This window comes from Arthrobacter sp. Y3222053 (assembly GCF_059092805.1).
This window is the reverse complement of the sequence record NZ_JBNHIA010000003.1, coordinates 458,695-479,649: the sequence shown is the minus strand read 5'-3', so window position 1 is coordinate 479,649 and position 20,955 is coordinate 458,695. Positions and strand designations below refer to the sequence as shown.

The following is a 20,955-nucleotide window of genomic DNA, read 5'->3' as shown; positions in this document are numbered from 1 at the left end:
GCGCCAGGATCGGTGCCTCGAAGCCGGTGAACCGTTCGGGCGGCTCGACGCCGACGACGGTGCGCCACGAGGGCGGGGCGGACCGGCCGCGCGCGTCCCTGCCGCCCAGACCGGCACCGCCCCTACCGCGTCGCCTCCGCCAGATACTCCAGGATGTGCCGGTAGGTGTGGCCGGTGGCCTTGGACATGCCGATTTCGCAGGTCCGGTTCACCGACGCGTAGCCGCCGAACTCGCGCGTGTTGATCTCCGCCGCCTGCCGGTCGGTCGCCGAGGCGGTGAGCTCCGGATGCAGCAGCCCGCGGTCGCCGGCGAAGGCGCAGCAGCCCCAGCTCGGCGGCACGTACACCTCGTCGCTGACCGCCGCGGCGATCTCGGACAGGGCGTCGTTGGCACCCAGCTGGGTGGAGGAGCAGGTCGGGTGCAGCGCCAGCGAGGTCAGCTTCCGCGAGACGGCCAGCCTCGGCAGCACCCGGTCCCGAACGAACTCGGTGGAGTCCACGAACCGCAGCGCCGCGTACTTCTCGCTCTGGGCGGCCGCCCGCTTCATGGTGTCCAGGCCCTCGGTGCACGACGCCGCGTCGCACACCACTGGCAGCGCCCCACCGCCGGAGGCCTCCCACAGCCCGGCCAGCACGCGGTCGGTCATCGATTCGTAGCCCTGGCTGAAGCCCTTGGACTTCCAGGGCGTGCCGCAGCACAGGCTGCCGATGCCCTCGGGCACCCGGACGCCCACGCCGGCCCGCCCGCACACCTCCAGGAACGCCGCTGCGGCGCCCTCGCCGTCGGCCGCCGGGCCGAACATGGTGCCGATGCAGGCGGGGAAGAACACGACCTCGGCGTCCGGATCCTCGCGCGGGGTGCGGGCGCTGCCGCCGCCGGGCAGTACGCCGGTGTATTCCGGAATGTTCTCGTCGCCGAGCACGGCGCGGGCGACGGCGGTGGCCGCCTTGGGCAGCGGCGCCGGGAACACCTTCGCGGCGGACAGGGCCAGGCCGCCGAGCCGGGTGGCTCCGCCCCAGCCCTTGGCCGCGGCCTTCCAGCCCAGCTGTGCCGCCGGGTTGGCGTCCTCGCGGCGGAGCCGGCGGGTCAGGTCGCCGGTGTTGATCAGCACCGGGCAGGCGGTGACGCACATGCCGTCGACGGCGCAGGTCTGGGTGCCGTCGTAGTCGTAGTCCTCGCGCAGCCGGCGGGCGAGGGCGTCGTCGCCGCGCTGCTCGGCTGCGGCGATCTCGCGGCGCAGCACGATCCGCTGGCGTGGGGTGGTGGTGATGTCCTTGCTGGGGCAGACCGGCTCGCAGTACCCGCACTCGACGCAGCGGTCCACCTCCTCCTCGACCGTCGGCGCCACCTTGAGGTCGCGGATGTAGGCCGCGGCGTCGTCGTTCAGCAGCACCCCGGGGTTGAGCAGGTTCGGGGGATCGATGAGCGCCTTCAGCTCGCACATCACCTCGTACAGCTCGTCGCCGTACTGGCGGCGCACGAACGGGGCCATGATCCGCCCGGTGCCGTGCTCGGCCTTCAGCGAGCCGCCCTCGGCGAGGACCAGGTCCACCATGTCGTCGGTGAATGCCTGGTAGCGCTCCAGCTCCACCGGATCGTCGAAGCGTTCGTTGAGCATGAAGTGGACGTTGCCGTCCTTGGCGTGCCCGAAGATCACCGAGTCCCGGTAGCGGTGCTTGCCGAACAGCTCGGTCAGCTCGGCGCAGGTCCGGGCCAGTGCGGGCACCGGCACCACGATGTCTTCGAGCAAGGCGTTGGTGCCGGTGGGCCGGGCGCCGGCCACCGTGGTGTACAGGCCCTTGCGCATATGCCAGAGCCGGGCCCGGGCCTTCGCGTCGCCGGTCATTTCGAACGGCGCTGCCAGGTCCAGCGAGGCCAGCAGCGGATCGGTGGCGGCGCGCAGCTCCGCCAGCTGCTCGACGTCGGCCGCCTGGTGCTCGATCAGCAGCGCCGCATGCCGGTCCACCTCCAGCGCCTTCAGCTGCTCCGGGGCGTCGACGGCGGCGCGCGCCACCCGCAGCGAGGTGGCGTCCAGCAGCTCGACGGCGGCCAGGCCCTGGGCGACCAGGTCCGGCAGCGCGGTGGCCGCGGCGTCGAGGTCCTCGAACAGCAGCAGCCCGGTGGCCGCCTGGGGCAGCGCCGGCACGGTGCGGAACACCGCTTCGGCCACGAAGCCGAGGGTGCCTTCGGAACCGATCATCAGGTGGGCGAGGATCTGGACCGGATCCTCGTAGTCCAGGAAGGAGTTCAGCCCGTACCCCATGGTGTTCTTCATGGAGAACAGCCGGGTGATGGTGCGCACCGACTCCGGGTTCGCGACGATCCGGCCGCGCAGGCGCAGCAGCCCGTCGAACAGCTCCGGCTCCAGGGCGCGCAGCCGCTCGGCGGCGTCGGGGGCGGCGGAGTCGATGACGGTGCCCGAGGGCAGCACCATCACCAGGGATTCCACGGTCTGGTACGTGTTGAACTCGGTGCCGCAGGACATGCCGGAGGAGTTGTTGGCGACCACCCCGCCGATCGTGCAGGCGATCTCGCTGGCCGGGTCGGGGCCGAGCTTGCGCCCGTGCGGGGCGAGCCGGGCGTTGACAGCCCGCACGGTGACGCCGGGCTCCACGCGGACCCGGGCGCCGTCGTCGAGCACCTGGATGCCGCGGAAGTGGCGGCGGGTGTCGATGAGCAGCGAGTCGGTGATGCCCTGCCCGGAGAGGCTGGTGCCGCCGGAGCGGAAGGTGGCGGGGATGCCCTGGTCCCGGCTGCGGCGCAGCAGCGCGGCCACCTCCTCAGCGGAGCCGGGGGTGGCCACCGCCTGCGGAACCAGCAGGTAGTGCGAGGCGTCGTGGGCCATCTTGCGCCGGTCGATTTCCCGGGTGCTGATGTTCGGGCCCAGCCCGGCGAAGGAACCGGCGAACGGGGGGACGGGGTTTTCTGCAGTGACGCTCATATCGATCCTGATCCGTCGGGGGGAAGCGGCGATGCTCCAAGGACCAATCTAGGCCCTTGGAGCATCAGCGGAACACCTGTGGGCTATGGGAGCATCCAGCCCAGCACGGGGGTGGACTGCAGGTAGACCAGCGTGCAGAGCACCAGCAGCAGGCCCACGCTCCAGCCGACCACCTTCTTCAGCAGCACCGACTCCTGGCCGTCCAGCTTCACCGCGGTGACCGCGATGGCCAGGTTCTGCGGGCTGATCAGCTTGCCGACGACGCCGCCGGTGGTGTTGGCCGCGACCAGCAGGTTCGGGTCGATGCCGGCTTCGAGGCCGGCGGTCTGCTGCAGGCGGGCGAACAGGGCGTTGGCGGAGGTGTCGGAGCCGGTCACCGCGGTGCCCACCCAGCCGAGCACGGGGGAGAGGAAGGCGAAGAACGCGCCGGTGCCGGCCAGCCAGGTGCCGATGGCCACGGTCTGGCCGGAGAAGTTCATGACGTAGGCCAGGGACAGCACGGACAGGATGGTCAGCCCGGCCCAGCGCATGTTCCAAGTGGTGCGGCCGATTTCCTTCACGGCGTCGGCGACGCGCAGCGCGTACCGGCCGCTGTCGTTGAACTTCGCGTACACCACGGCCACGATCAGGCCGGTAATGAGCAGCAGCGTGCCGGGGGAGGAGAGCCAGGTGAAGGTGTAGATGGTGGAGGAGACCGGGCTGCCGGATTCGTCCAGCAGCCGCTCGTGCAGCCACGGCCAGGCGATCTTGACGTCGGTGGAGGCCAGGAACGCGGGCACGTCCACACCCCACCGCCACAGCTTGCCGATGCCGAACACCACGATGACCAGGAAGTACGGGAACAGGGCCAGCCAGGTGCGGGAGGCGGTCAGCTCGTCGCCGGTTCCGGCGGTGCCGCCGGCGGCAGCGCCGGCGCGGGATCCGGTGCCGGCGGTGACGGTCTCGGCCAGGGCGGGCAGGCCCATCCGCTCACGGGCGGCCTCCAGGCCGCGCGGCTGCCAGAAGCGCAGGAACACGACGGCGGCGCCGAGGCCGGCCAGGGCGGCGACGATGTCGGTCAGCTCGTAGGAGAAGTAGGTGGAGCACAGCACCTGGGCGACGGCGAACGCGACGCCGGTGACGACGGCGGCGGGCCAGGTGTCGCGCATGCCGCGGCGGCCGTCGAGGATGAAGACCAGCAGCAGCGGCACGAAGACGGCCAGCAGCGGGGCCTGGCGGCCGACGACGGTGCCCAGGTGGACGGCGTCGAGCCCGGTCAGGTTGGCGGCGGTGGTGATCGGGATGGCCATGGCGCCGAAGGCGACCGGGGCGGTGTTCGCCACGAGCACGGCTGCGGCGGCCTTCAACGGCTGGATGCCTAGGGCGACCAGCATGGTGGCGGTGATCGCCACCGGGGCGCCGAAGCCGGCCAGGGCCTCCAGCAGCCCGCCGAAGCAGAACGCGACCAGGATGGCCTGCACGCGGACGTCGCCGCCGCCGATCCGGTCGAAGACCCGGCGCAGGTCCTCGAACCGGCCGCTGAGCACGGTGATCTGGTACAGCCAGACGGCCATGATCACGATCCAGAGCACGGGGAACGCACCGAACACTGCCCCCTGGCTGGCCGAGAGCAGGGCCAGCCCGGCGGGCATCCGGTAGGCCAGCACGGCCACCACAATGGCCGCGAGCAGGGCGGCCGCCCCGGCGACGTGGGCCTTGACCTTGAGGAAGGCCAGCAGCACAAAGAAGACCAACAGCGGCAGCAGGGCGACCAGCGCGGACCAGGCCACGCTGTTCAGCACCGGGTCGGTGGCGGGGACGAACGTATCCACGGAGTTCCTTGGGGGGCTCGGAGAGGCGGGCGGCGGCCTGGCGCATGGTCAGGCCATATTGGTCAGGCCACAGAATGCTAGCCCACTTTTCGGAACACGGGTGACCGCCGTCACCGGCCGTGGTGCCCTTGGCTACACTGCTGCCACGTGTTCTACTATGGTCAGACCATACGTGCCGGGTGTCCGGCTGGGAGGCTTGTTATGAGAATCGCGCTGTTCGCCACCTGCATCGTCGATGCGATGTATCCGAGCACCGCCCGTGCCACCGCCGCCGTGCTGGAGCGGCTGGGCCACGAGGTGGTGTTCCCCGCCGGGCAGGCCTGCTGCGGGCAGATGCATATGAACTCCGGGTACTTCCCGGAGGCCCTGCCGGTGGTCCGCAATCACGTCGAGGCGTTCGACACGGGAGACTACGACGTCGCCGTCGCCCCGTCCGGATCCTGCGTCGCCTCCGTGAAGCACCAGCACCCGATGCTGGCGCGGGCCTGCGGCGACGCCGGCCTGGAGAAGCGCGCCGAGGAGGTCGGCGCCCGCACCTACGAGTTCGCCCAGCTGCTCACCGACGTGCTCGGCGTGACCGACGCCGCCGAACAGCTCGGCTCCTGGTTCCCGCACAAGGTCACCTACCACCCCAGCTGCCACGGCATGCGCCTGCTGCGGCTGGGCGACCGGCAGCTGGACCTGCTGCAGACGGTGGGCGGCATTGAGGTCGCCCCGCTGCCGTCGGCCGACCAGTGCTGCGGCTTCGGCGGCACCTTCTCGATCAAGAACTCCCAGGTTTCCACCGCGATGCTGGAGGACAAGGCCGCCAACATCGTCTCCACAGGTGCGGAGCTGTGCACCGGCGGCGACGCCTCCTGCCTGATGCATATCGGCGGCGGCCTCTCCCGCGAAGGCACCGGCGTCACTACCCTGCACCTGGCCGAGATCCTGGCCAGCACCCGGGAAAACCCTGTCGAAATCACGGGCGAGGCCCGCCTGGCCGGACGGAGCGGACGATGAGCACCTACCTGGGCATGCCCGAAGTGCGGGCGTACGGGCACGGCAACCTGCACGCCGCAAAGCCCTTCCCCGACGCCGCCGAGCACGAGCTGGGCAACGCGCAGCTGCGCGCCAACCTCGGCCACGCCACCTCCACCATCCGCAACAAGCGCGCCCGCGTGGTGGCCGAGCTGCCGGACTGGGAGGAGCTGCGCAGCGCCGGCAGCGCGGTCAAGGAGGCCGTGATGGCCCGCCTGCCCGAGCTGCTGGAGGAGTTCGAGAAGAACTTCACCGCGCGCGGCGGCATCATCCACTGGGCGCGCGACGCCGCTGAGGCGAACGCCATCGTCACTGACCTGATCCGGGAACAGGGCGCTGACGAGGTCGTCAAGATCAAGTCGATGGCCACCCAGGAGATCGGGCTCAACGAACACCTCGAGGCCGAAGGCATCGCCGCCTTCGAAACCGACCTCGCCGAGCTGATCGTCCAGCTGGACCACGACAAGCCCAGCCACATCCTGGTGCCGGCTATCCACAAGAACCGCACCCAGGTGCGGGACATCTTCCTGCGCGAAATGCCCGAGGTGGACCCGGCCCTGACCGACAATCCGGCCCGGCTGGCCGAGGCCGCCAGGCTGCACCTGCGCCGCAAGTTCCTCTCCGCCAAGGTGGCCGTCTCCGGCGCCAACTTCGCCGTGGCCGACGCCGGCACCCTGGGCGTGGTGGAGTCCGAGGGCAACGGGCGGATGTGCCTGACCCTGCCGGAAACCCTGATCACCGTCATGGGCGTGGAGAAGCTGGTGCCCACCTGGGCCGATCTCGAGGTCTTCCTGCAGCTGCTGCCGCGTTCATCCACCGGCGAGCGGATGAACCCCTACACCTCCATGTGGACAGGCGTCACCGAGGGGGACGGACCGAAGAACGTGCACCTGGTGCTGCTGGACAACGGCCGCTCAGCCGCCCTGGCGGACACCATGGGCCGCTCGGCGCTGCACTGCATCCGCTGCAGCGCCTGCATGAACGTCTGCCCGGTGTACGAGCGGACCGGCGGCCACGCCTACGGCTCCACCTATCCGGGCCCGATCGGCGCGATCCTCTCGCCGCTGATGACCGGCATTCAGGCCGAGGAGAACAACTCCCTGCCGTACGCCTCCTCGCTCTGCGGCGCCTGCTACGACGCCTGCCCGGTGAAGATCAACATCCCCGAGATCCTCGTGCACCTGCGCAAGGAGGACGTGGACAGCAAGCGCGGGAAGAAGAAGCTGCCCACGCAGATGGACGTGATCATGAAGGGCGCCTCCTGGGCCATGTCCAAGGGCTCCCGGCTGGGCCTGGCCGAGAAGGCGCTGCCGCTGGGCCGGCTTGCCGCGGGCCCGGACAAGGTGATCAAGCACCTGCCCGGCATCGCCGCCGGCTGGACCTCCAGCCGCGACCTGCCCGCGCCGCCGGCTCAGAGCTTCCGCGACTGGTGGAAAAAGCATCACGACGACGGCGGCGCGCCGGCCGAGGGGCAGGGCACCGAAGGCGGCGGCACGGAAGGGGAGCAGCGGTGAGCGCACGCGAAGAGATCCTGGGCCGGCTGCGCAGCGCCCTGGCCGACCAGCCGCCGGTGCCCGAGGTGCCGCGGAACTACCGGCACGAGTCCGGCCTGTCCACTGAGCAGCTGATTGATCTGCTGGTGGACCGGCTGGTCGACTACAAGGCCGGCGTCGAGGTCGTGATCGAAGACGAGCTGCCGGGGCGGATCGCCGCCCTGCTGGCCGAGGCGGAGAGCTACGTGGTTCCCGACGGCCTGGACCCGGCCTGGCTGGAGGAGGCCGAGGCGATCGACGCCCAGGCAGGAACCCGCTCCCGGCGCCGGACCGACGCTGCGGGCAGCCCGCTCAGCGTGGCCGAACTGGACGCCGTCGACGCCGTGGTCACCGGCAGCGCCGTCTCCGTCGCGGAGACCGGAACCATCATCCTGGACGGCAGCCCGAACCAGGGCCGCCGTGCCATCACCCTGGTGCCGGACCACCACATCTGCGTGGTCCGGGTGGCCGACATCGCCGGGATCGTGCCCGAGGCGCTGCGGCGGCTGGACGGCACCCGGCCGCTGACCATGATCAGCGGGCCGAGCGCCACCAGCGACATCGAGCTCGAACGCGTGGAGGGCGTGCACGGCCCGCGGACCCTGGACGTGCTGATCGTCCGCTGACCCCGGCCGGCTCAGATCGCCATCGCGGCGCGGACGGTCTCGGCCGCTGACGCCGTTCCGCCGGCCCCGCGGGAGGCGACCCGGCCGGAGGCCAGGACGGAATACTCGTGGGCGGCCTGCAGGGCGAAACCGATGTGCTGCTCCACCAGCAGCACCTGCATGCCCGGCCGGGCGGCCAGGGCCATGATGGTGCGTTCGATCTCGGCCACCACGTTGGGCTGGATGCCCTCGGTGGGTTCGTCCAGGATCAGCAGCCGCGGCTGCGTGATCAGGGCCCGGGCAATGGCCAGTTGCTGCCGCTGCCCGCCGGAGAGCAGCCCGGCCCGGCGGCCCAGCAGCGGCCGCAGCGCCGGGAACATGTCCAGCGCCTCCTCCACCAGGGCGGCGCCGTTGCGCCGTCCGTCGGCCGCGACCCGCAGGTTCTCCAGCGTGGTCAGCGGCCCGAACGCCTGCTGGCCCTGCGGCACGTAGGCGATGCCGCGCGCCGTACGCTGGTGCGGGCGCAGCCGGGTGATGTCCTCGCCGTCGAGCCGGATGCTGCCGGACGTGGGCTTGAGGAGGCCGACGACGGCGCGCAGCAGCGTGCTCTTGCCGGCGCCGTTGTGCCCCAGCACCGCCGCCACCGCATCCTCGGGCACGGTCAGGTCCACCCCGTGCAGCACCTCGGTGCGTCCGTAGCCGACCCGCAGGTCCTTCACTTCCAGCATCAGTGCCCTCCTCCGTCAGCGGCTGTCCCAAGATAGACCTCCTGCACGCGCGGATCCGCCTGGACCTCGGCCACGCTGCCTTCGCTGAGCACCCGGCCCGCGGCGAGCACGGTCACCGAGGTCGCGTACTCGCGGACGAAATCCATGTCGTGCTCCACCACCAGGGTGATCCGGCTGCCGCCGATGCGGCGCAGCAGCGCGCCGGTCTGTTCGCGCTCGTCCTGGCTCATCCCGGCGATCGGCTCGTCCAGCAGCAGCAGGTCGGCGTTCTGCACCAGCAGCATGCCGATCTCCAGCCACTGCTTCTGCCCGTGGGCCAGCTCTCCGGCCTGCCGGCCGGCCACGTGTTCGAGCCCGATGATCTCCAGCGCCTCCTCGACGGCGGGTTCGACCCCGCGGCGCCGACGCAGCAGCTGCAGCGGGCTGCGCCCGGCGCCGGCGGCGATGTCCAGGTTCTGCAGCACGGAGAGGTTCTCGAACACGCTGGCGGTCTGGAAGGTCCGCCCGACGCCCAGCCGCGCCACCTTGTGCACCTTGCGGCCCAGCAGCTCGGTGCCGGTGTGGTTCACCGAACCGGTGGCCTTCACCAGGCCGGTGATGGCGTCGATGACGGTGGTCTTGCCGGCGCCGTTGGGTCCGATGAGGAACCGCAGGTCGCCCTGGGTGACGTCCAGGTTTACGCCGTCCACGGCGGTGAACCCGTCGAAGGTCACCCGCAGGTCCCGGATCTCCAGGTACTGCGGACGGCCGGCGCGCAGCCCGCCCGGGGCGGGCTCGGCGTCGGGCAGCAGCGGGGCTGGCGGGGCGGCGGGAACGGGAGGGATGCGCGGGTTCATGCCGGCTGCTCCTTGGTGGTCGGGGCCGCGGCGGTGCGCGCGGGCTGCGGGGCGGGGTCGGGAGCCGAGCCGGTGCGCCGTTTCAGGCGTCCGGCCAGCCCGCCGAGCTTCAGCGAGGCCAGGCCGCCGGGCAGGAAGCCGATCACGAGGATGAACAGCAGGCCCTGGAAGTAGACCCAGAAGGAGGGGAAGGTGGAGGCCAGCCCGGACTGGGCGAACGCCACGCCGAGGGCACCGAGCACCGGGCCGAGCACGGTGGCCCGGCCGCCGATCGCCACGCCGATGAGGAACGCGATCGAGGGGGCCACGCCGACGTCCGCGGGGGAGATGATGCCCACGATCGGTACGAACAGCGCCCCGGCGATGCCGGCGAGCACCGCGGCAAGGACATACACGGCGGTCTTGAGGGCGGCCGGATCGTAGCCCAGGAACCGGACGCGCTCTTCCTGGTCCCGGACCGCGGTGAGCAGTTCCCCGAACCGGCTGTGGATCAGCTGCCGGGCCAGGGCGACGGCGCCGAGCAGCGCCCCGGCGGCGATCAGGTACAGCATCGTCTTGTTGGCCGGGTCCTGCAGGTCGAAGCCGAAGAAGGACCGGAAGCCGCTGAGCCCGTTGGAGCCGCCGGTGGTGGCCTGCTGGCCGACCAGGAACACAGCGAACGCGGCGGCCAGCGCCTGGCTGAGAATCGCGAAGTAGGCGCCCTTGACCCGGCGGCGGAACACGGCCAGGCCCAGCAGCAGCGCCACCGTGCCGGGCAGCAGGACGACGGCGGCCAGGGTCACCACCGGGCTGCGGAACGGCTCCCACCAGGCGGGCACGGTGCCGTTGCCGTAGAGCATCATGAAGTCCGGCACGCCGGTACCGCCGAACAGCGAGGCGTCGGCGAGCAGCATGTGCATGGCCATCACGTAGGCGCCCAGGCCGAAGAACACGCCCTGGCCGAGCGTCAGCATGCCGCCGCGGCCCCAGGCCAGGCCGATGCCGACGGCCACGATGGCCAGGCAGATGAATTTGCCGAACAGGCCCAGGTTGTAGGGGGAGAGGACGGCCGGGGCGAGCCCGAACAGCAGGACGGCGGCCAGCGCGAATCCGCCTAGGGTGCGGGGCCGGCCCGGGCGCAGCGCGCCGGTGAAGGGGTTGCTCATGCCAGGCTCCTCGTCTTGACGGTGAACAGGCCCTGCGGGCGGACCTGGAGGAAGACGACGACGGCCACCAGCACCAGCACCTTGGCCAGGCTGGCCGTCGTCGAGTATTCAAAGACGGACTGCAGCACGCCCAGCACGAAGGCAGCGATCGCCGCGCCCTTGATCTGCCCGATGCCGCCGGCAACCACCACCAGGAAGGCATCGACGATGTAGTTGGTGCCCAGGTACGGGCTGGTGGAGCCGATCAGGGTGACCGCGACGCCGGCCACCCCGGCCAGGCCGGAGCCGATGAAGAAGGTGAGCCGGTCGGTGCGGCGGGTGGAGATGCCGGTAGTCTCGGCCAGGTCCCGGTTCACCACGGTCGCCCGGATCCGCCGGCCGAGCGGGGTGGCCTTCAGCAGCGCGGCCAGGGCGGCCAGCGCGGTGAGGGAGAGCAGCAGGATGAACAGCCGGGGCAGCGGAATCGGTGCGCCCAGCAGCTCCACGTTGCCCTGCAGCCAGCCCGGGATCCGCACGTCCACGCTGGGAGCGCCGAAGATGTCCCGGGCCAGCTGCTGGAGCACCAGCGAGACGCCGAAGGTGACCAGCAGGGTGTCCAGCGGCCGGTGATACATGCGCCGCAGCAGCGCCCACTCGAGCACCAGGCCCAGCAGGCCGCCGAGGAGGAAGGCCAGCGGAATGGAGACCAGCAGCGAGGCGCCGACGTCGGCCACGATCTTCTGGACCACGAAGGCCGTGTATGCCCCGGCCATGATGAACTCGCCGTGCGCCATGTTGATGATGCCCATCTGCCCGAACGTCAGGGCCAGGCCCAGCGCCGCCAGCAGCAGGATTGAGCCCAGGCTGAGCCCGGCAAAGATTTGTCCGATCAGCAGTTCCATTCCGCTGTGCCTTTCACCCGTGGATGTCCGTTGGTCCGTTGCGGCGGGTCAGCCGCCCAGGCCCTCGGCCCAGTCGTAGGTCTCCAGGAACGGATCCGGCTCCACCGCCTCCGGGGCCTCCCAGACGGTCTCGATCAGCCCGTCGGAGGTGATCCGGCCGATGCGCGGGGTCTTGGTGATGTGGTTGTTCTCCCCGTTGACCGTGACGGTGCCTTCGGGGGCGTCGAAGCTGACGCCGTCGGCGGCTTCCTGGACGGCGGCGACGTCGAACGAGCCGGCCTTCTCGACCATGGCCTTCCACAGGTGCAGCGAGGTGTAGGCCGCCTCCATCGGGTCGCTGGTGACCCGGTCGGCGCCGAAGCGCTCCTTGAACGCGGCCACGAACTCCTGGTTGGCCGGGGTGTCGACGGTCTGGTAGTAGTCCCAGGCGGTGAGCTGGCCTTCGACGTTTTCGATGCCGATGCCGGGCACCTCCTCCTCGGCGATGGACACGGAGACCACCGGCATGGTCCCGGCGGTCAGGCCCACGCTGTTGTACTGGCGGAAGAAGGCCACGTTGGAGTCGCCGTTGAGGGTGTTGAACACGGCGTCGGCTCCGGAGTCACGGACCTTGTTCACGATGGTGGAGAACTCGGTGGAGCCCAGGGGCGTGTACTCCTCGCCGACGACCTCCATGCCGTGCGCCTCGGCGTAGGCGTGGATGATCTTGTTCGCGGTGCGCGGGAAGACGTAGTCGCTGCCGACCAGGAAGATCGTCTTGGTGCCCTGTTCGGCCAGGTAGTCCAGGGCGGGGATGATCTGCTGGTTGGTGGTGGCGCCGGTGTAGAAGATGTTGTCGGAGGACTCCAGACCCTCGTACTGCACCGGGTAGAACAGCAGGGCGTCGTTGGACTCGAAGACCGGCAGCATCGCCTTGCGCGAGGAGGAGGTCCAGCCGCCGAAGACGGCCGCCACGCAGTCCTGCTGGATCAGCTTGCCGGCGCGCTCCGCGAAGACGGTCGGTTCGCTGGCGCCGTCCTCGGTCACCACCTCGAGCTGCTTGCCGAGGACGCCGCCGTCGGCGTTGATCTCCTCGGCGGCGAGGGTCAGCGAATCGTGGACCGTGGTCTCGCTGATCGCCATGGTGCCGGAGAGCGAGTTCAGGAAACCGATCTTCACGCTGTCCCCGGAGGTGTCGACGCAGGAGCCGCCGGTGCTAGGTGCGTTGGCCGAGGTTTCGCTGATCTGCGAGCCGCAGGCCGTCATGGTGGCCACCAGGGCGGCGGCGGCCAGCGGCAGGACGCCGCGGCGGAAGCTGTTTCGGATCACGGGTTCATCCCCCTGTAGGTGCGCTGGCGGCCGCACCGGGCGGCCGCTGCCGGCTGCTTTTCTCCGGCTGCAGCCAACCTATTCGGGCCGTGTTTCGCGGACAGGCCGGTTGTGTAACCGCCGCATTTCCTTACCGCGGGGGTGGTTTCGTCCTTGTCAGAGGCATGTTGCGGGCAGATGTCGCAGGTGTTCCGGGGTCAGCGCGCGATGAACCGGAGGGCGGGCGTGCCAGGGGCGGTGCCACGTCCGCTGGGCGTAGGAGAGGCACCGATACAGCGCAGCGGGCCGACGTGTCGGCCCGTCCATCGGCGGGTTGGGGTTGTTATGTGAGGGGCAAAGGGACTTCAACCCGCCGGGAGTTGGAAGGCGGGACGGCGGGTGGCCCGTCTGTCGGCGGGTTGGAGTTGTTTCGGGAGGGTCTGAGGGGCTTCAACCCGCCGGGAGTTGGATGCCTCGTCGCCGCCCGCATCCTTTGTACAGCTGATGTCGCTTAGGGGACGTCATAACGGCGTTATCTGCACAATGGTCGGGGCCGGCACGGGCAGAGCAGCGTTATCTGCACAATAGGTTCAGCGGCCAGGACGGCGATCCTCGGTCCCGGCAGGCGGCCCGCCGGGAATCAGGGGCGCAGCGCCGCCTTGATCAGCTGGGTGCCGTCGGTGCGGCCGTAGGTCGAATCGTGCAGCGCGGCCAAGGCGTCGGTCAGCGGATAGGGGGTCACCAGGCGCGCACCGATATCGGGAATCCCGGCCAGGAACGCCAGCGCCTTGACGTAGTCGGCCTTGGAAGAGGCGTAGCTGGGGCGCACGGTGACATCAGGGCGGACCGTGATGGTGGCCGGGCGGCGGCTGCTGTCCGAGTACATGGCCACCGGGACCATCCGTCCGCCGGGGCGCAGCGCCCGCATGCCCAGCTCCAGGTGCCGGCCGGTGCCGGTCGCCTCGATCCAGACGTCAACGCTGCCCGGGGCCGGGGCGGCGTCGACGGCGAGCCCCAGGTCGGCGGCCAGCGCGCGCCGGGCGTCGTACTTGGGGTCGGGGCGCACCACCAGCGTCACCTCCGCACCGAAGCTCTGTGCCTGCAGTGCGGCCAGCAGCCCGATGGCACGGGTGGCGGACACGGCCACCCGCTCCCCGGCCCGGACCCGGCCGGTCACGGCAACGGCCCGCCAGGCCACCGAGGCGGGCTCGGTGAGGACGGCGGTCTCGTCCGGCACGTGGTCCGGAACGGCCACCAGGTTCCGCGCGGGCACCGTGCACCGCGCGGCGGCGGCGCCATGGCGGTTCAGGCCGAGGATCACCTGCTGCGGGCAGCCCTGCCCGTAGTCGGTGCGGCAGGCTTCGCACCGGCCGCAGCCGATGCCGCTGACCGGTACCACGCGGGTTCCGGGCGTGAAGTCCTCGGGCACCAGCAGGCCGGCCTCGGCGACCACGCCCACCGCTTCATGGCCCAACACGGTGCCGGGCCGCACCCAGGCGAACTCCGGATCACCCACGTACACCACAATGTCGGAGCCGCAGAGCCCGCAGAGCGTCACGGTCAGCTCCACGTCCTCGGGGCCGAGGAAAGCCGGAACGGCACGGCCCAGGGCCGCCCCGCCGTCGCCCCCGGCCCGCACGAGGGCCGGCACCGTTTCGTCCGAGGCCGCAGCCGGCCCCGCCATAAACTGCGTCACCCGCGGCCGTCCGCGGCGGAAGGACCGGCGGCGTCGTCCGCCGGCGCGCTGCCCAGCGCACCCCGCTGCCGGGCGCCGGCGACGAACGCGGTGTACTGCTCCGGATCCGAGGCCACACCGGCCACGGTCCAGGCCAGGGCGGCCGCGGCCTCGAACATCAGCTCGTAGGCGCCGGGGCTGTCGGCCAGCTCGGCGAACTCACGGGAATGGATGGGCGCCTGCACGCCGGGAATGCTCAGCCAGGGATGCAGGCTGGGAATGACCTGCGAGATGTTGCCCATGTCGGTGGAGCCGCCGGCCGGGCCCGCAGCGGGCCGGACGTCGCGGCCGAAGGCGTCCATCGCCTCGGTCCAATGCCCGGCGAGCACCTCGTCCTGCCGCAGCGGCTGATACAGCGGCTCGACGGATTCGAACTCCAGCGCGGTTCCGGTGGCCAGTGCCCCGGCGCGGAAGCAGTTGCGCACCCGCTCCAGCAGGGCCTCGTACTCGGGCAGGGTGAAGGCGCGGCATTCGAACTCCACCACGGCGCGGTCGGGGATGATGTTGGTGGCCCGCCCGGCCTCGCTGACGTAGGCGGAGACCCGGTGGTCGGCGGGCAGCTGCTGGCGGAGCAGGCCCACGGCCACCTGGGCGACGACGGCGGCGTCGGCCGCGTTCACGCCCCGGTGCGGTGCGGCGGCGGCATGGGCGGGGGAGCCGGAGTAGACGGCCCGGTACCGGCCCACGGCCTGCGCGGTGGTGCCGGCGGGGTTGCAGCTGAACCCGTCCTGGACGGGATGGACCATCAGGGCCAGGCCGACGCCGTCGAACGCGCCGCGCTCCAGCATGAGGATCTTCCCGCCGCCGTGTTCCTCCGCGGGGGTGCCGATCGCCTTCAGCGTGATGCCGAGGTGATCGGCGTACGGCAGCAGGGCCAGGGCGGCGGCGGTCGAGGCGCCGGCGATCAGGTTGTGGCCGCAGGCGTGGCCGATCTCGGGCAGGGCATCGTATTCAACGCAGAGCGCCACCACCAGGTCGCCGCTGCCGGCCGTCGCGGTGAACGCGGTGGGCAGGCCCGCGGTGCCGCGCTCGACGTCGAACCCCGCCTCCGCGAGCAGGGCGGCGACGGCGGCCGCGGCCCGGGTTTCGTCGAAGGACAGCTCCGGGTCCGCGTGCAGGCCGTGGCTGAGTCCCTGCACGCGCGGCCGCCACTTGTCCAGGTTCAGGGCCAGGTCCCGGCGGAGCCCGGCGCTGCTGTCGATGATGTCGCGGAGGTGCATGGGGATCCTTTGGCCGGGGCTGCTGCTGCAATTTTCCCCGCCGCACGTGCGGGCAGGCAAATTACGCGCCCCGGCCGCAACACTGGCCGGCATGTGGCGAAGATCATATACGATCAGCAGGGCGGCCGGGGTCAGGGCCGTGCACCGCAACGAAGGGGAGAGACGCCGCGTGCTGAACCAGGAAACGATTGAAGCCATCGCCGACGAGCTGGTCGAGGCCGGCCGCACGCGGACCCCGGTGCCGCGCCTGACGGCCCGCTGGCCGGAGATGACGGTGGAGGATTCCTACGCCGTGCAGAGCCTCTGGAGCCGGCGCCTGCAGGAATCCGGCCGGAAGCTGGTGGGCCGCAAGATCGGCCTCACCTCCAAGGCCATGCAGGCCGCCACCGGAATCACCGAACCGGACTACGGGGTGATTTTCGACGACATGGTGCTGGAGAACGGCTGCACCGTGGAGTGGGACAGGTACACCCATCCGCGCATCGAGGTGGAGCTGGCGTTCGTGCTCGGCAAGGAGCTGCGCGGCCCGGACTGCAGCATCTTCGACGTCCTGGACGCCACCGAGTACGTGGTGCCGGCCCTGGAGATCCTGGACTCGCGGATCGAGATGGAGGGCCGGACCATCGTGGACACCATTTCCGACAACGCGGCCATGGGCGCCATGGTGATCGGCGGCACCCCGGTGAAGCCCGCCGACGTCGACCTGCGATGGATCTCGGCGCTGCTGTACAAGAACCAGACCATCGAGGAGACCGGCGTGGCCGCCGGCGTCCTGAACCACCCCGGCGCCGGCGTGTACTGGCTGGCGAACAAGCTGGCCGCCCACGGCGCCGTGCTGGGCGCCGGGGAAATCATCCTCGCCGGGTCCTTCACCCGGCCTATGTGGGTGCACAAGGGTGACACCGTGCACGCCGACTACGGCCAGCTGGGGTCGGTGACATGCCGCTTCGTGTAACTCCCGAAACCCCGTTCAAGGCCCTGATCGGCCCGGAGGACCGTGCCCGGGTGGGCATGTGGGCGTGCTCGGGCAGCCCGCTGGTCGCCGAGATCTGCGCCGGTTCCGGGCTGGACTGGCTGCTGATCGACGCCGAGCACAGCCCCAACGGCCTGGAATCGCTCACCGCCCAGCTGCAGGCCGTGCACGGCTACCCGATCACCCCGGTGGTCCGCCCGCCGGCCAATGACACCGTGCTGATCAAGCAGTTCCTGGACCTGGGCGCGCAGAACCTGCTGGTGCCCATGGTGGACACCGCGGAGCAGGCACGCGCCGCCGTCGCCGCCGTCCGCTATCCGCCGCACGGGGTGCGCGGCGTCGGCAGCGCCCTCGCCCGCGCGGCCCGCTGGAACCGGATCCCCGAATATCTGCAGCGTGCCGACGAGACGATCACGCTGCTGGTGCAGATCGAATCGGCGCTCGCCGTCGACAACGTGGCGGAGATCGCCGGCACCGAGGGCGTGCACGGCATCTTCCTCGGCCCCTCGGACCTGGCCGCCTCCATGGGCCACCTCGGGCAGCAGGAACACCCGGAGGTGGTGGCCGCCGTCGAGCACTGCATCCGCACCGCCCGGGACCTGGGGGTGCCGGTGGGCGTGAACGCGTTCGCCGAGGCCACGGCCCGCCGCTACCTGGCGGCCGGCGTCGACTTCATCCTGGTGGGCGCCGACGTCGCGCTGCTGGCGCGCGGCTCCGAGGCCCTCGCGGCGAAGTACCTCCCGGAGGAGGGCCCGGGGCCGGTGGCCGCAAGCTACTGATCCGCAACCCTGGATGCTGCCCGCGGCTGCCTGCAGGCGGTCGGCTCAGCCGGGCAGCATCCAGGACAGCACCGGCGTCGACTGCAGGTAGACCAGCACGCACAGCGCCAGCAGCAGCACCACGGACCAGCCCAGGACCCGGCGGAACAGCACGTTCTCCTGCCCGCTCATGTTCACGGCCGCCGCGGCGATGGCCAGGTTCTGCGGGCTGATCAGCTTGCCCATCACCCCGCCGCCGGTGTTGGCGGCCACCAGCAGCGTGGGATCGATGCCCGCGGTGGTGCCGGCCGTCTGCTGGAGCTTTGCGAACAACGCGTTGGCCGACGTGTCCGAGCCGGTGACGGCGGTGCCGATCCAGCCGAGCACCGGGGACAGGAACGCGAAGAAGGCCCCGGTGCCGGCCAGCCAGGTGCCGATAGCGATGGTCTGGCCGGAGAAGTTCATGACGTACGCCAGCGCCAGCACGGCCAGGATGGTCAGCCCGGCGGAGACCATGCGGCGGGCGGTGCGGCCGATCTCGGCCAGGGCGTTGCCCAGCCGCAGCGGATACCGGCCGTGGTCGGTGAACCGGGAGTACACCACCGCGGTGATCAGCCCGGTGAACAGCAGCAGCGTGCCCGGGGTGGCCAGCCACTCGAAGTTGTAGATGGTCGAGGACTGCCGCTGCCCGTCGGCCCCGAGCAGGGCATCATGCAGCCACGGCCAGGGGATGCGGATGGTGCTGCGGGCCAGCAGCTCCGGCACGTTCACGCCCCAGGTCCACAGGTTCGCGACGCCGAAGATGACGATCACCAGGACGTAGGGGAACAGGGCCATCCAGGCCCGGGCCGGGGTGAGGCGGTCCCCGCCTCCGGCCGCCGTCGGGCCCTCGCCCCCGGCCTTCGGCGGCAGGCCGGCGGCCGCTTCGCCTTCAGTGCCGGCGGAGGCATCGGCGGCGCGTCCGGGTATCCCCGGACGGTCGGGGCCCTCACCCACTGGAGACCAGCCGGCGGCGCGGGCCCGGGCCAGCTCGGCGTTCATCCGCTCGGCCGCCTCGGGCGCGCCGTCCGCCCGCCAGATGCGCAGGAACGCGACCGCCGCGGCGAGGGCCACCAGCGAGGCGACGATGTCGGTCAGCTCGTAGGAGAAGTAGTTCGAGCACAGGAACTGCATCAGCGCGAACACGACGCCGGTCACCGCGGCGACCGGCCAGCACTGGCGCAGCCCGCGGCGCCCGTCAAGGATGAACAGCAGGATCAGCGGAATGAACACGGCCAGCAGCGGCGTCTGCCGGCCCACCACGGCGCCGATTTCGTCGCCGGTGTAGTTGGTGAGGTTGGCTGCGGTGGTGATCGGAATCGCCAGCGCGCCGAAGGCCACCGGTGCGGTATTGGCGATCAGCACCGCGGTGGCCGCCCGCACCGGGGCGATGCCCAGCGCCAGCAGCATGGTGACCGTGATCGCCACCGGGGCGCCAAAGCCGGCCAGCGCCTCCAGCAGGCCGCCGAAGCAGAACGCCACCAGGATCCCCTGCACCCGCAGGTCGCCGCGGCCGATCCGGTCAAAGACCCGGCGCAGGTCTTCAAAGCGGCCGCTGAGCACGGTCACCTGGTACAGCCACACCGCCATGACAATGATCCAGACCACCGGAAACAGGCCGAACGCAGCGCCCTGGGTGGCGGAGAGCAGGGCCAGGCCCACGGGCATCCGGAAGCCGACGACGGCGATGACGAGGGCGGCCAGCAGGGCCCAGCCGCCGGCCACGTACGCCCTGGTCTTGGCCACGGCCAGCAGCAGGAAGAACACCAGCAGCGGCACCAGGGCCAGCAGTGCGGAGAGCACCAGGCTGCCTAGGACCGGGTTGGTGGTGGACGTAAAGGTTTCCATCATGACCTCCGAGCCGGCAGCGCCGGCCGCCGTGACGGCGGGCCGCGGACGCCGTGCCGTCGGCGGATGCGCGGTCCCCGGACCGGGAAGGCGCGTGGATTCCAGCCTAGAACGGGTCCCCGTGCGCTGGCACGCATCGGTGCGGCTTTGCCGCAGCCGGCGGCCGGATCAGCGGCGGGCTACCAGTCGGCGGCCAGGTAAATGTCCCTGCGTCCGTGGTGCTCGACGTCGAGGTCCGGGCGGCGCTCCAGGCCGGCGGCCAGCGCGGTGCGCTGGGAGGCCCGGTTTTCCTCAGTGGTGTACGCGACCACGGGCAGCCCGGGCAGATGCTCCCGGGACAGCCGGAGAGCGGCCGACGCCCCGTCGGTGGCCAGGCCGCTGCCCCAATGATCGGGGTGGAAGCGGTAGTAGAGGTTCAGGGCGGGCCGGCCCTGCACCACCCGGTGCGAGACACCGGCAAAGCCGATCAGCCCGGCGGGCTCTTCGGGGAGGGCCGCAGCCCAGACACCGAACCCAAAGCTGCGCCAGTGCTGGCTGATGACGTGGAAGGTGCGGGCGGCCTGGGCGGCGGTCACCGGACCGGGGGAGGGGTCGTGCACATTGGTCCGCGGGTCCAGGTGCAGCCGGACGGCGGCCGCCTCGTCACCGGGCTCCGGGCGGCGCAGCAGCAGCCGGCCGGTGAGGACCGGCGTCCAGTGGTCGGCATCCTGCATCGGCATTTGCCCACCCTAGGGCACCGGGCGCCGGCGGGGCAGCGCGCTCAGGTCGTGGACGCGCCGTCGGCGGGGGCGAGGGAGCGGTCATGGCGGTGGCGCAGGTAGCCGATCACCGCGACCGCGATGGAGATGACGGCCGAGACCGCCAGCCCGAGCCACAGCGCCACGTTCAGGGCCGCCGCGCCGGCCAGGGCACCGAGCAGGATGAGCGCGATCGCCAGGATGCGCCGTGCCCGGTACCTGCCGTCACCGCCCGCCAGCCGGGAGTCGGCGGCCAGCCCGGTGATCGTGGAGGTGACCACCACGGTGGTGATTTCGGCGACCTTCAGCCGCTTCGCGGTGGCGGCCTGCACGCCCATGACCGCGGCCAGGGCCGACGTAGTGATGCTGCCGAGCACCTCGTCGCCCTGTACGTCCGCGACGGCGACGAAGACCGCCAGCGCGGATATGGTCGCCGCGACCACCATCAGCGCGAGGGAGGTCCGCCAGGACCAGCCTTCCGGACCGCGGCGGAGCATCCGCCCGGCAGCCGCCGCGCCCAGCATGAAGAAGATCAGCGCCAGCACCGGGCGCAGGATCGGCAGGTTCTCCGCACCGGCGAGGCCCATGCCCAGCAGCACCACGTTTCCGGTCATGTTGCCGGTAAACACCCGGTCCAGACCGAGGTAGCCGACGGCGTCGACCACGCCGGTGGAAAAGGTGAGGGCCAGCATGAGCCACAAATGGACTCGTTCGGTGGGCACGGCGGCCAGGCGCTTCACGGCGGCTCCTCCGGGTCAGGGCAGGTGGGACGGACAGAAAACCTGAGCCTGAATGTATACGAAATCACAGGAAACGTTTAGGTTGTATGCAAACCGGCCCGGCTTCGTCGTCGGCCGC

The 20,955-nt window shown here is 71.3% G+C and carries 17 protein-coding genes; 5 read left to right on the top strand and 12 right to left on the bottom strand.

Annotation, left to right across the window (positions count from 1 at the left end):
- Window positions 1-122 precede the first annotated feature (122 nt).
- Together AC5RUW_RS10250 and AC5RUW_RS10245 are read right to left on the bottom strand one after the other, a co-directional pair.
- Window positions 123-2,942 carry an FAD-binding and (Fe-S)-binding domain-containing protein gene (locus AC5RUW_RS10250; RefSeq protein ID WP_494160594.1) on the bottom strand — a complete coding sequence of 940 codons (2,820 nt, stop codon included), beginning with the start codon at window positions 2,940-2,942 and terminating at the stop codon, window positions 123-125.
- A gap of 83 nt (window positions 2,943-3,025) precedes the next feature.
- On the bottom strand, window positions 3,026-4,753 hold the full coding sequence (locus AC5RUW_RS10245; RefSeq protein WP_494160593.1) for an L-lactate permease: 1,728 nt from the start codon (window positions 4,751-4,753) through the stop codon (window positions 3,026-3,028).
- Between the two features lie 201 nt (window positions 4,754-4,954).
- On the opposite strand from AC5RUW_RS10245, the gene AC5RUW_RS10240 reads away from it, so the two are divergent.
- Genes AC5RUW_RS10240 through AC5RUW_RS10230 form a run of 3 tightly spaced genes read left to right on the top strand, consistent with a single transcriptional unit; the run spans window position 4,955 to window position 7,931 of the window.
- Entirely contained in the window at window positions 4,955-5,755 is an 801-nt protein-coding gene (locus AC5RUW_RS10240; RefSeq protein ID WP_494160592.1) for a (Fe-S)-binding protein, read from the top strand.
- Window positions 5,752-7,287 (top strand): LutB/LldF family L-lactate oxidation iron-sulfur protein, encoded by a 1,536-nt coding sequence (locus AC5RUW_RS10235; protein ID WP_494160591.1) that lies wholly within the window; start codon window positions 5,752-5,754, stop codon window positions 7,285-7,287. The genes AC5RUW_RS10240 and AC5RUW_RS10235 overlap by 4 nt, the downstream gene beginning before the upstream one ends.
- The gene (locus tag AC5RUW_RS10230; RefSeq protein ID WP_494160590.1) at window positions 7,284-7,931 is read left to right on the top strand and encodes a LutC/YkgG family protein; all 648 of its coding nucleotides are present in this window, start codon (window positions 7,284-7,286) and stop codon (window positions 7,929-7,931) included. Before AC5RUW_RS10235 ends, AC5RUW_RS10230 begins: the two co-directional genes overlap by 4 nt.
- Before the next feature lie 11 nt (window positions 7,932-7,942).
- Here AC5RUW_RS10230 and urtE read toward each other — a convergent pair whose 3' ends face one another.
- The 7 genes from urtE to AC5RUW_RS10195 form a co-directional block, all read right to left on the bottom strand.
- Window positions 7,943-8,638: an urea ABC transporter ATP-binding subunit UrtE gene (gene urtE / locus AC5RUW_RS10225; protein ID WP_494160589.1), complete on the bottom strand. Its 696-nt coding sequence runs from the start codon at window positions 8,636-8,638 to the stop codon at window positions 7,943-7,945.
- Window positions 8,638-9,474: an urea ABC transporter ATP-binding protein UrtD gene (urtD, locus tag AC5RUW_RS10220; protein WP_494160588.1), complete on the bottom strand. Its 837-nt coding sequence runs from the start codon at window positions 9,472-9,474 to the stop codon at window positions 8,638-8,640. Before urtD ends, urtE begins: the two co-directional genes overlap by 1 nt.
- Window positions 9,471-10,619, bottom strand: coding sequence for an urea ABC transporter permease subunit UrtC (gene urtC / locus AC5RUW_RS10215; RefSeq protein ID WP_494160587.1), 1,149 nt, complete (start codon window positions 10,617-10,619; stop codon window positions 9,471-9,473). Before urtC ends, urtD begins: the two co-directional genes overlap by 4 nt.
- A complete protein-coding gene (gene urtB / locus AC5RUW_RS10210) occupies window positions 10,616-11,500 on the bottom strand; it encodes an urea ABC transporter permease subunit UrtB (protein ID WP_494160586.1) in 885 nt (294 codons plus the stop codon). Before urtB ends, urtC begins: the two co-directional genes overlap by 4 nt.
- Window positions 11,501-11,548: 48 nt before the next feature.
- On the bottom strand, window positions 11,549-12,808 hold the full coding sequence (gene urtA, locus AC5RUW_RS10205) for an urea ABC transporter substrate-binding protein (protein WP_494160585.1): 1,260 nt from the start codon (window positions 12,806-12,808) through the stop codon (window positions 11,549-11,551).
- Between the two features lie 619 nt (window positions 12,809-13,427).
- Entirely contained in the window at window positions 13,428-14,483 is a 1,056-nt protein-coding gene (locus tag AC5RUW_RS10200; protein WP_494160584.1) for a zinc-dependent alcohol dehydrogenase, read from the bottom strand.
- Window positions 14,480-15,742 (bottom strand): amidohydrolase, encoded by a 1,263-nt coding sequence (locus AC5RUW_RS10195; protein WP_494160583.1) that lies wholly within the window; start codon window positions 15,740-15,742, stop codon window positions 14,480-14,482. Before AC5RUW_RS10195 ends, AC5RUW_RS10200 begins: the two co-directional genes overlap by 4 nt.
- 169 nt (window positions 15,743-15,911) lie before the next feature.
- Between AC5RUW_RS10195 and hpaH the strand changes: the two genes are divergently transcribed.
- Complete coding sequence (hpaH, locus tag AC5RUW_RS10190; protein WP_494160582.1) at window positions 15,912-16,697, top strand: 2-oxo-hept-4-ene-1,7-dioate hydratase; 786 nt, start codon at window positions 15,912-15,914, stop codon at window positions 16,695-16,697.
- Complete coding sequence (locus AC5RUW_RS10185; RefSeq protein ID WP_494160581.1) at window positions 16,682-17,494, top strand: HpcH/HpaI aldolase family protein; 813 nt, start codon at window positions 16,682-16,684, stop codon at window positions 17,492-17,494. Before hpaH ends, AC5RUW_RS10185 begins: the two co-directional genes overlap by 16 nt.
- 45 nt (window positions 17,495-17,539) lie before the next feature.
- On the opposite strand, the gene AC5RUW_RS10180 is transcribed toward AC5RUW_RS10185, so the two are convergent.
- The 3 genes from AC5RUW_RS10180 to AC5RUW_RS10170 all read right to left on the bottom strand — a co-directional run bounded on the left by AC5RUW_RS10180 (window position 17,540) and on the right by AC5RUW_RS10170 (window position 20,837).
- Window positions 17,540-19,360, bottom strand: coding sequence for an L-lactate permease (locus tag AC5RUW_RS10180; protein ID WP_494160580.1), 1,821 nt, complete (start codon window positions 19,358-19,360; stop codon window positions 17,540-17,542).
- A 179-nt stretch (window positions 19,361-19,539) separates the two neighbouring features.
- A complete protein-coding gene (locus AC5RUW_RS10175; protein ID WP_494160579.1) occupies window positions 19,540-20,079 on the bottom strand; it encodes a GNAT family N-acetyltransferase in 540 nt (179 codons plus the stop codon).
- A 41-nt stretch (window positions 20,080-20,120) separates the two neighbouring features.
- Window positions 20,121-20,837 (bottom strand): YoaK family protein, encoded by a 717-nt coding sequence (locus AC5RUW_RS10170; protein ID WP_494160578.1) that lies wholly within the window; start codon window positions 20,835-20,837, stop codon window positions 20,121-20,123.
- Between the last annotated feature and the right edge of the window lie 118 nt (window positions 20,838-20,955).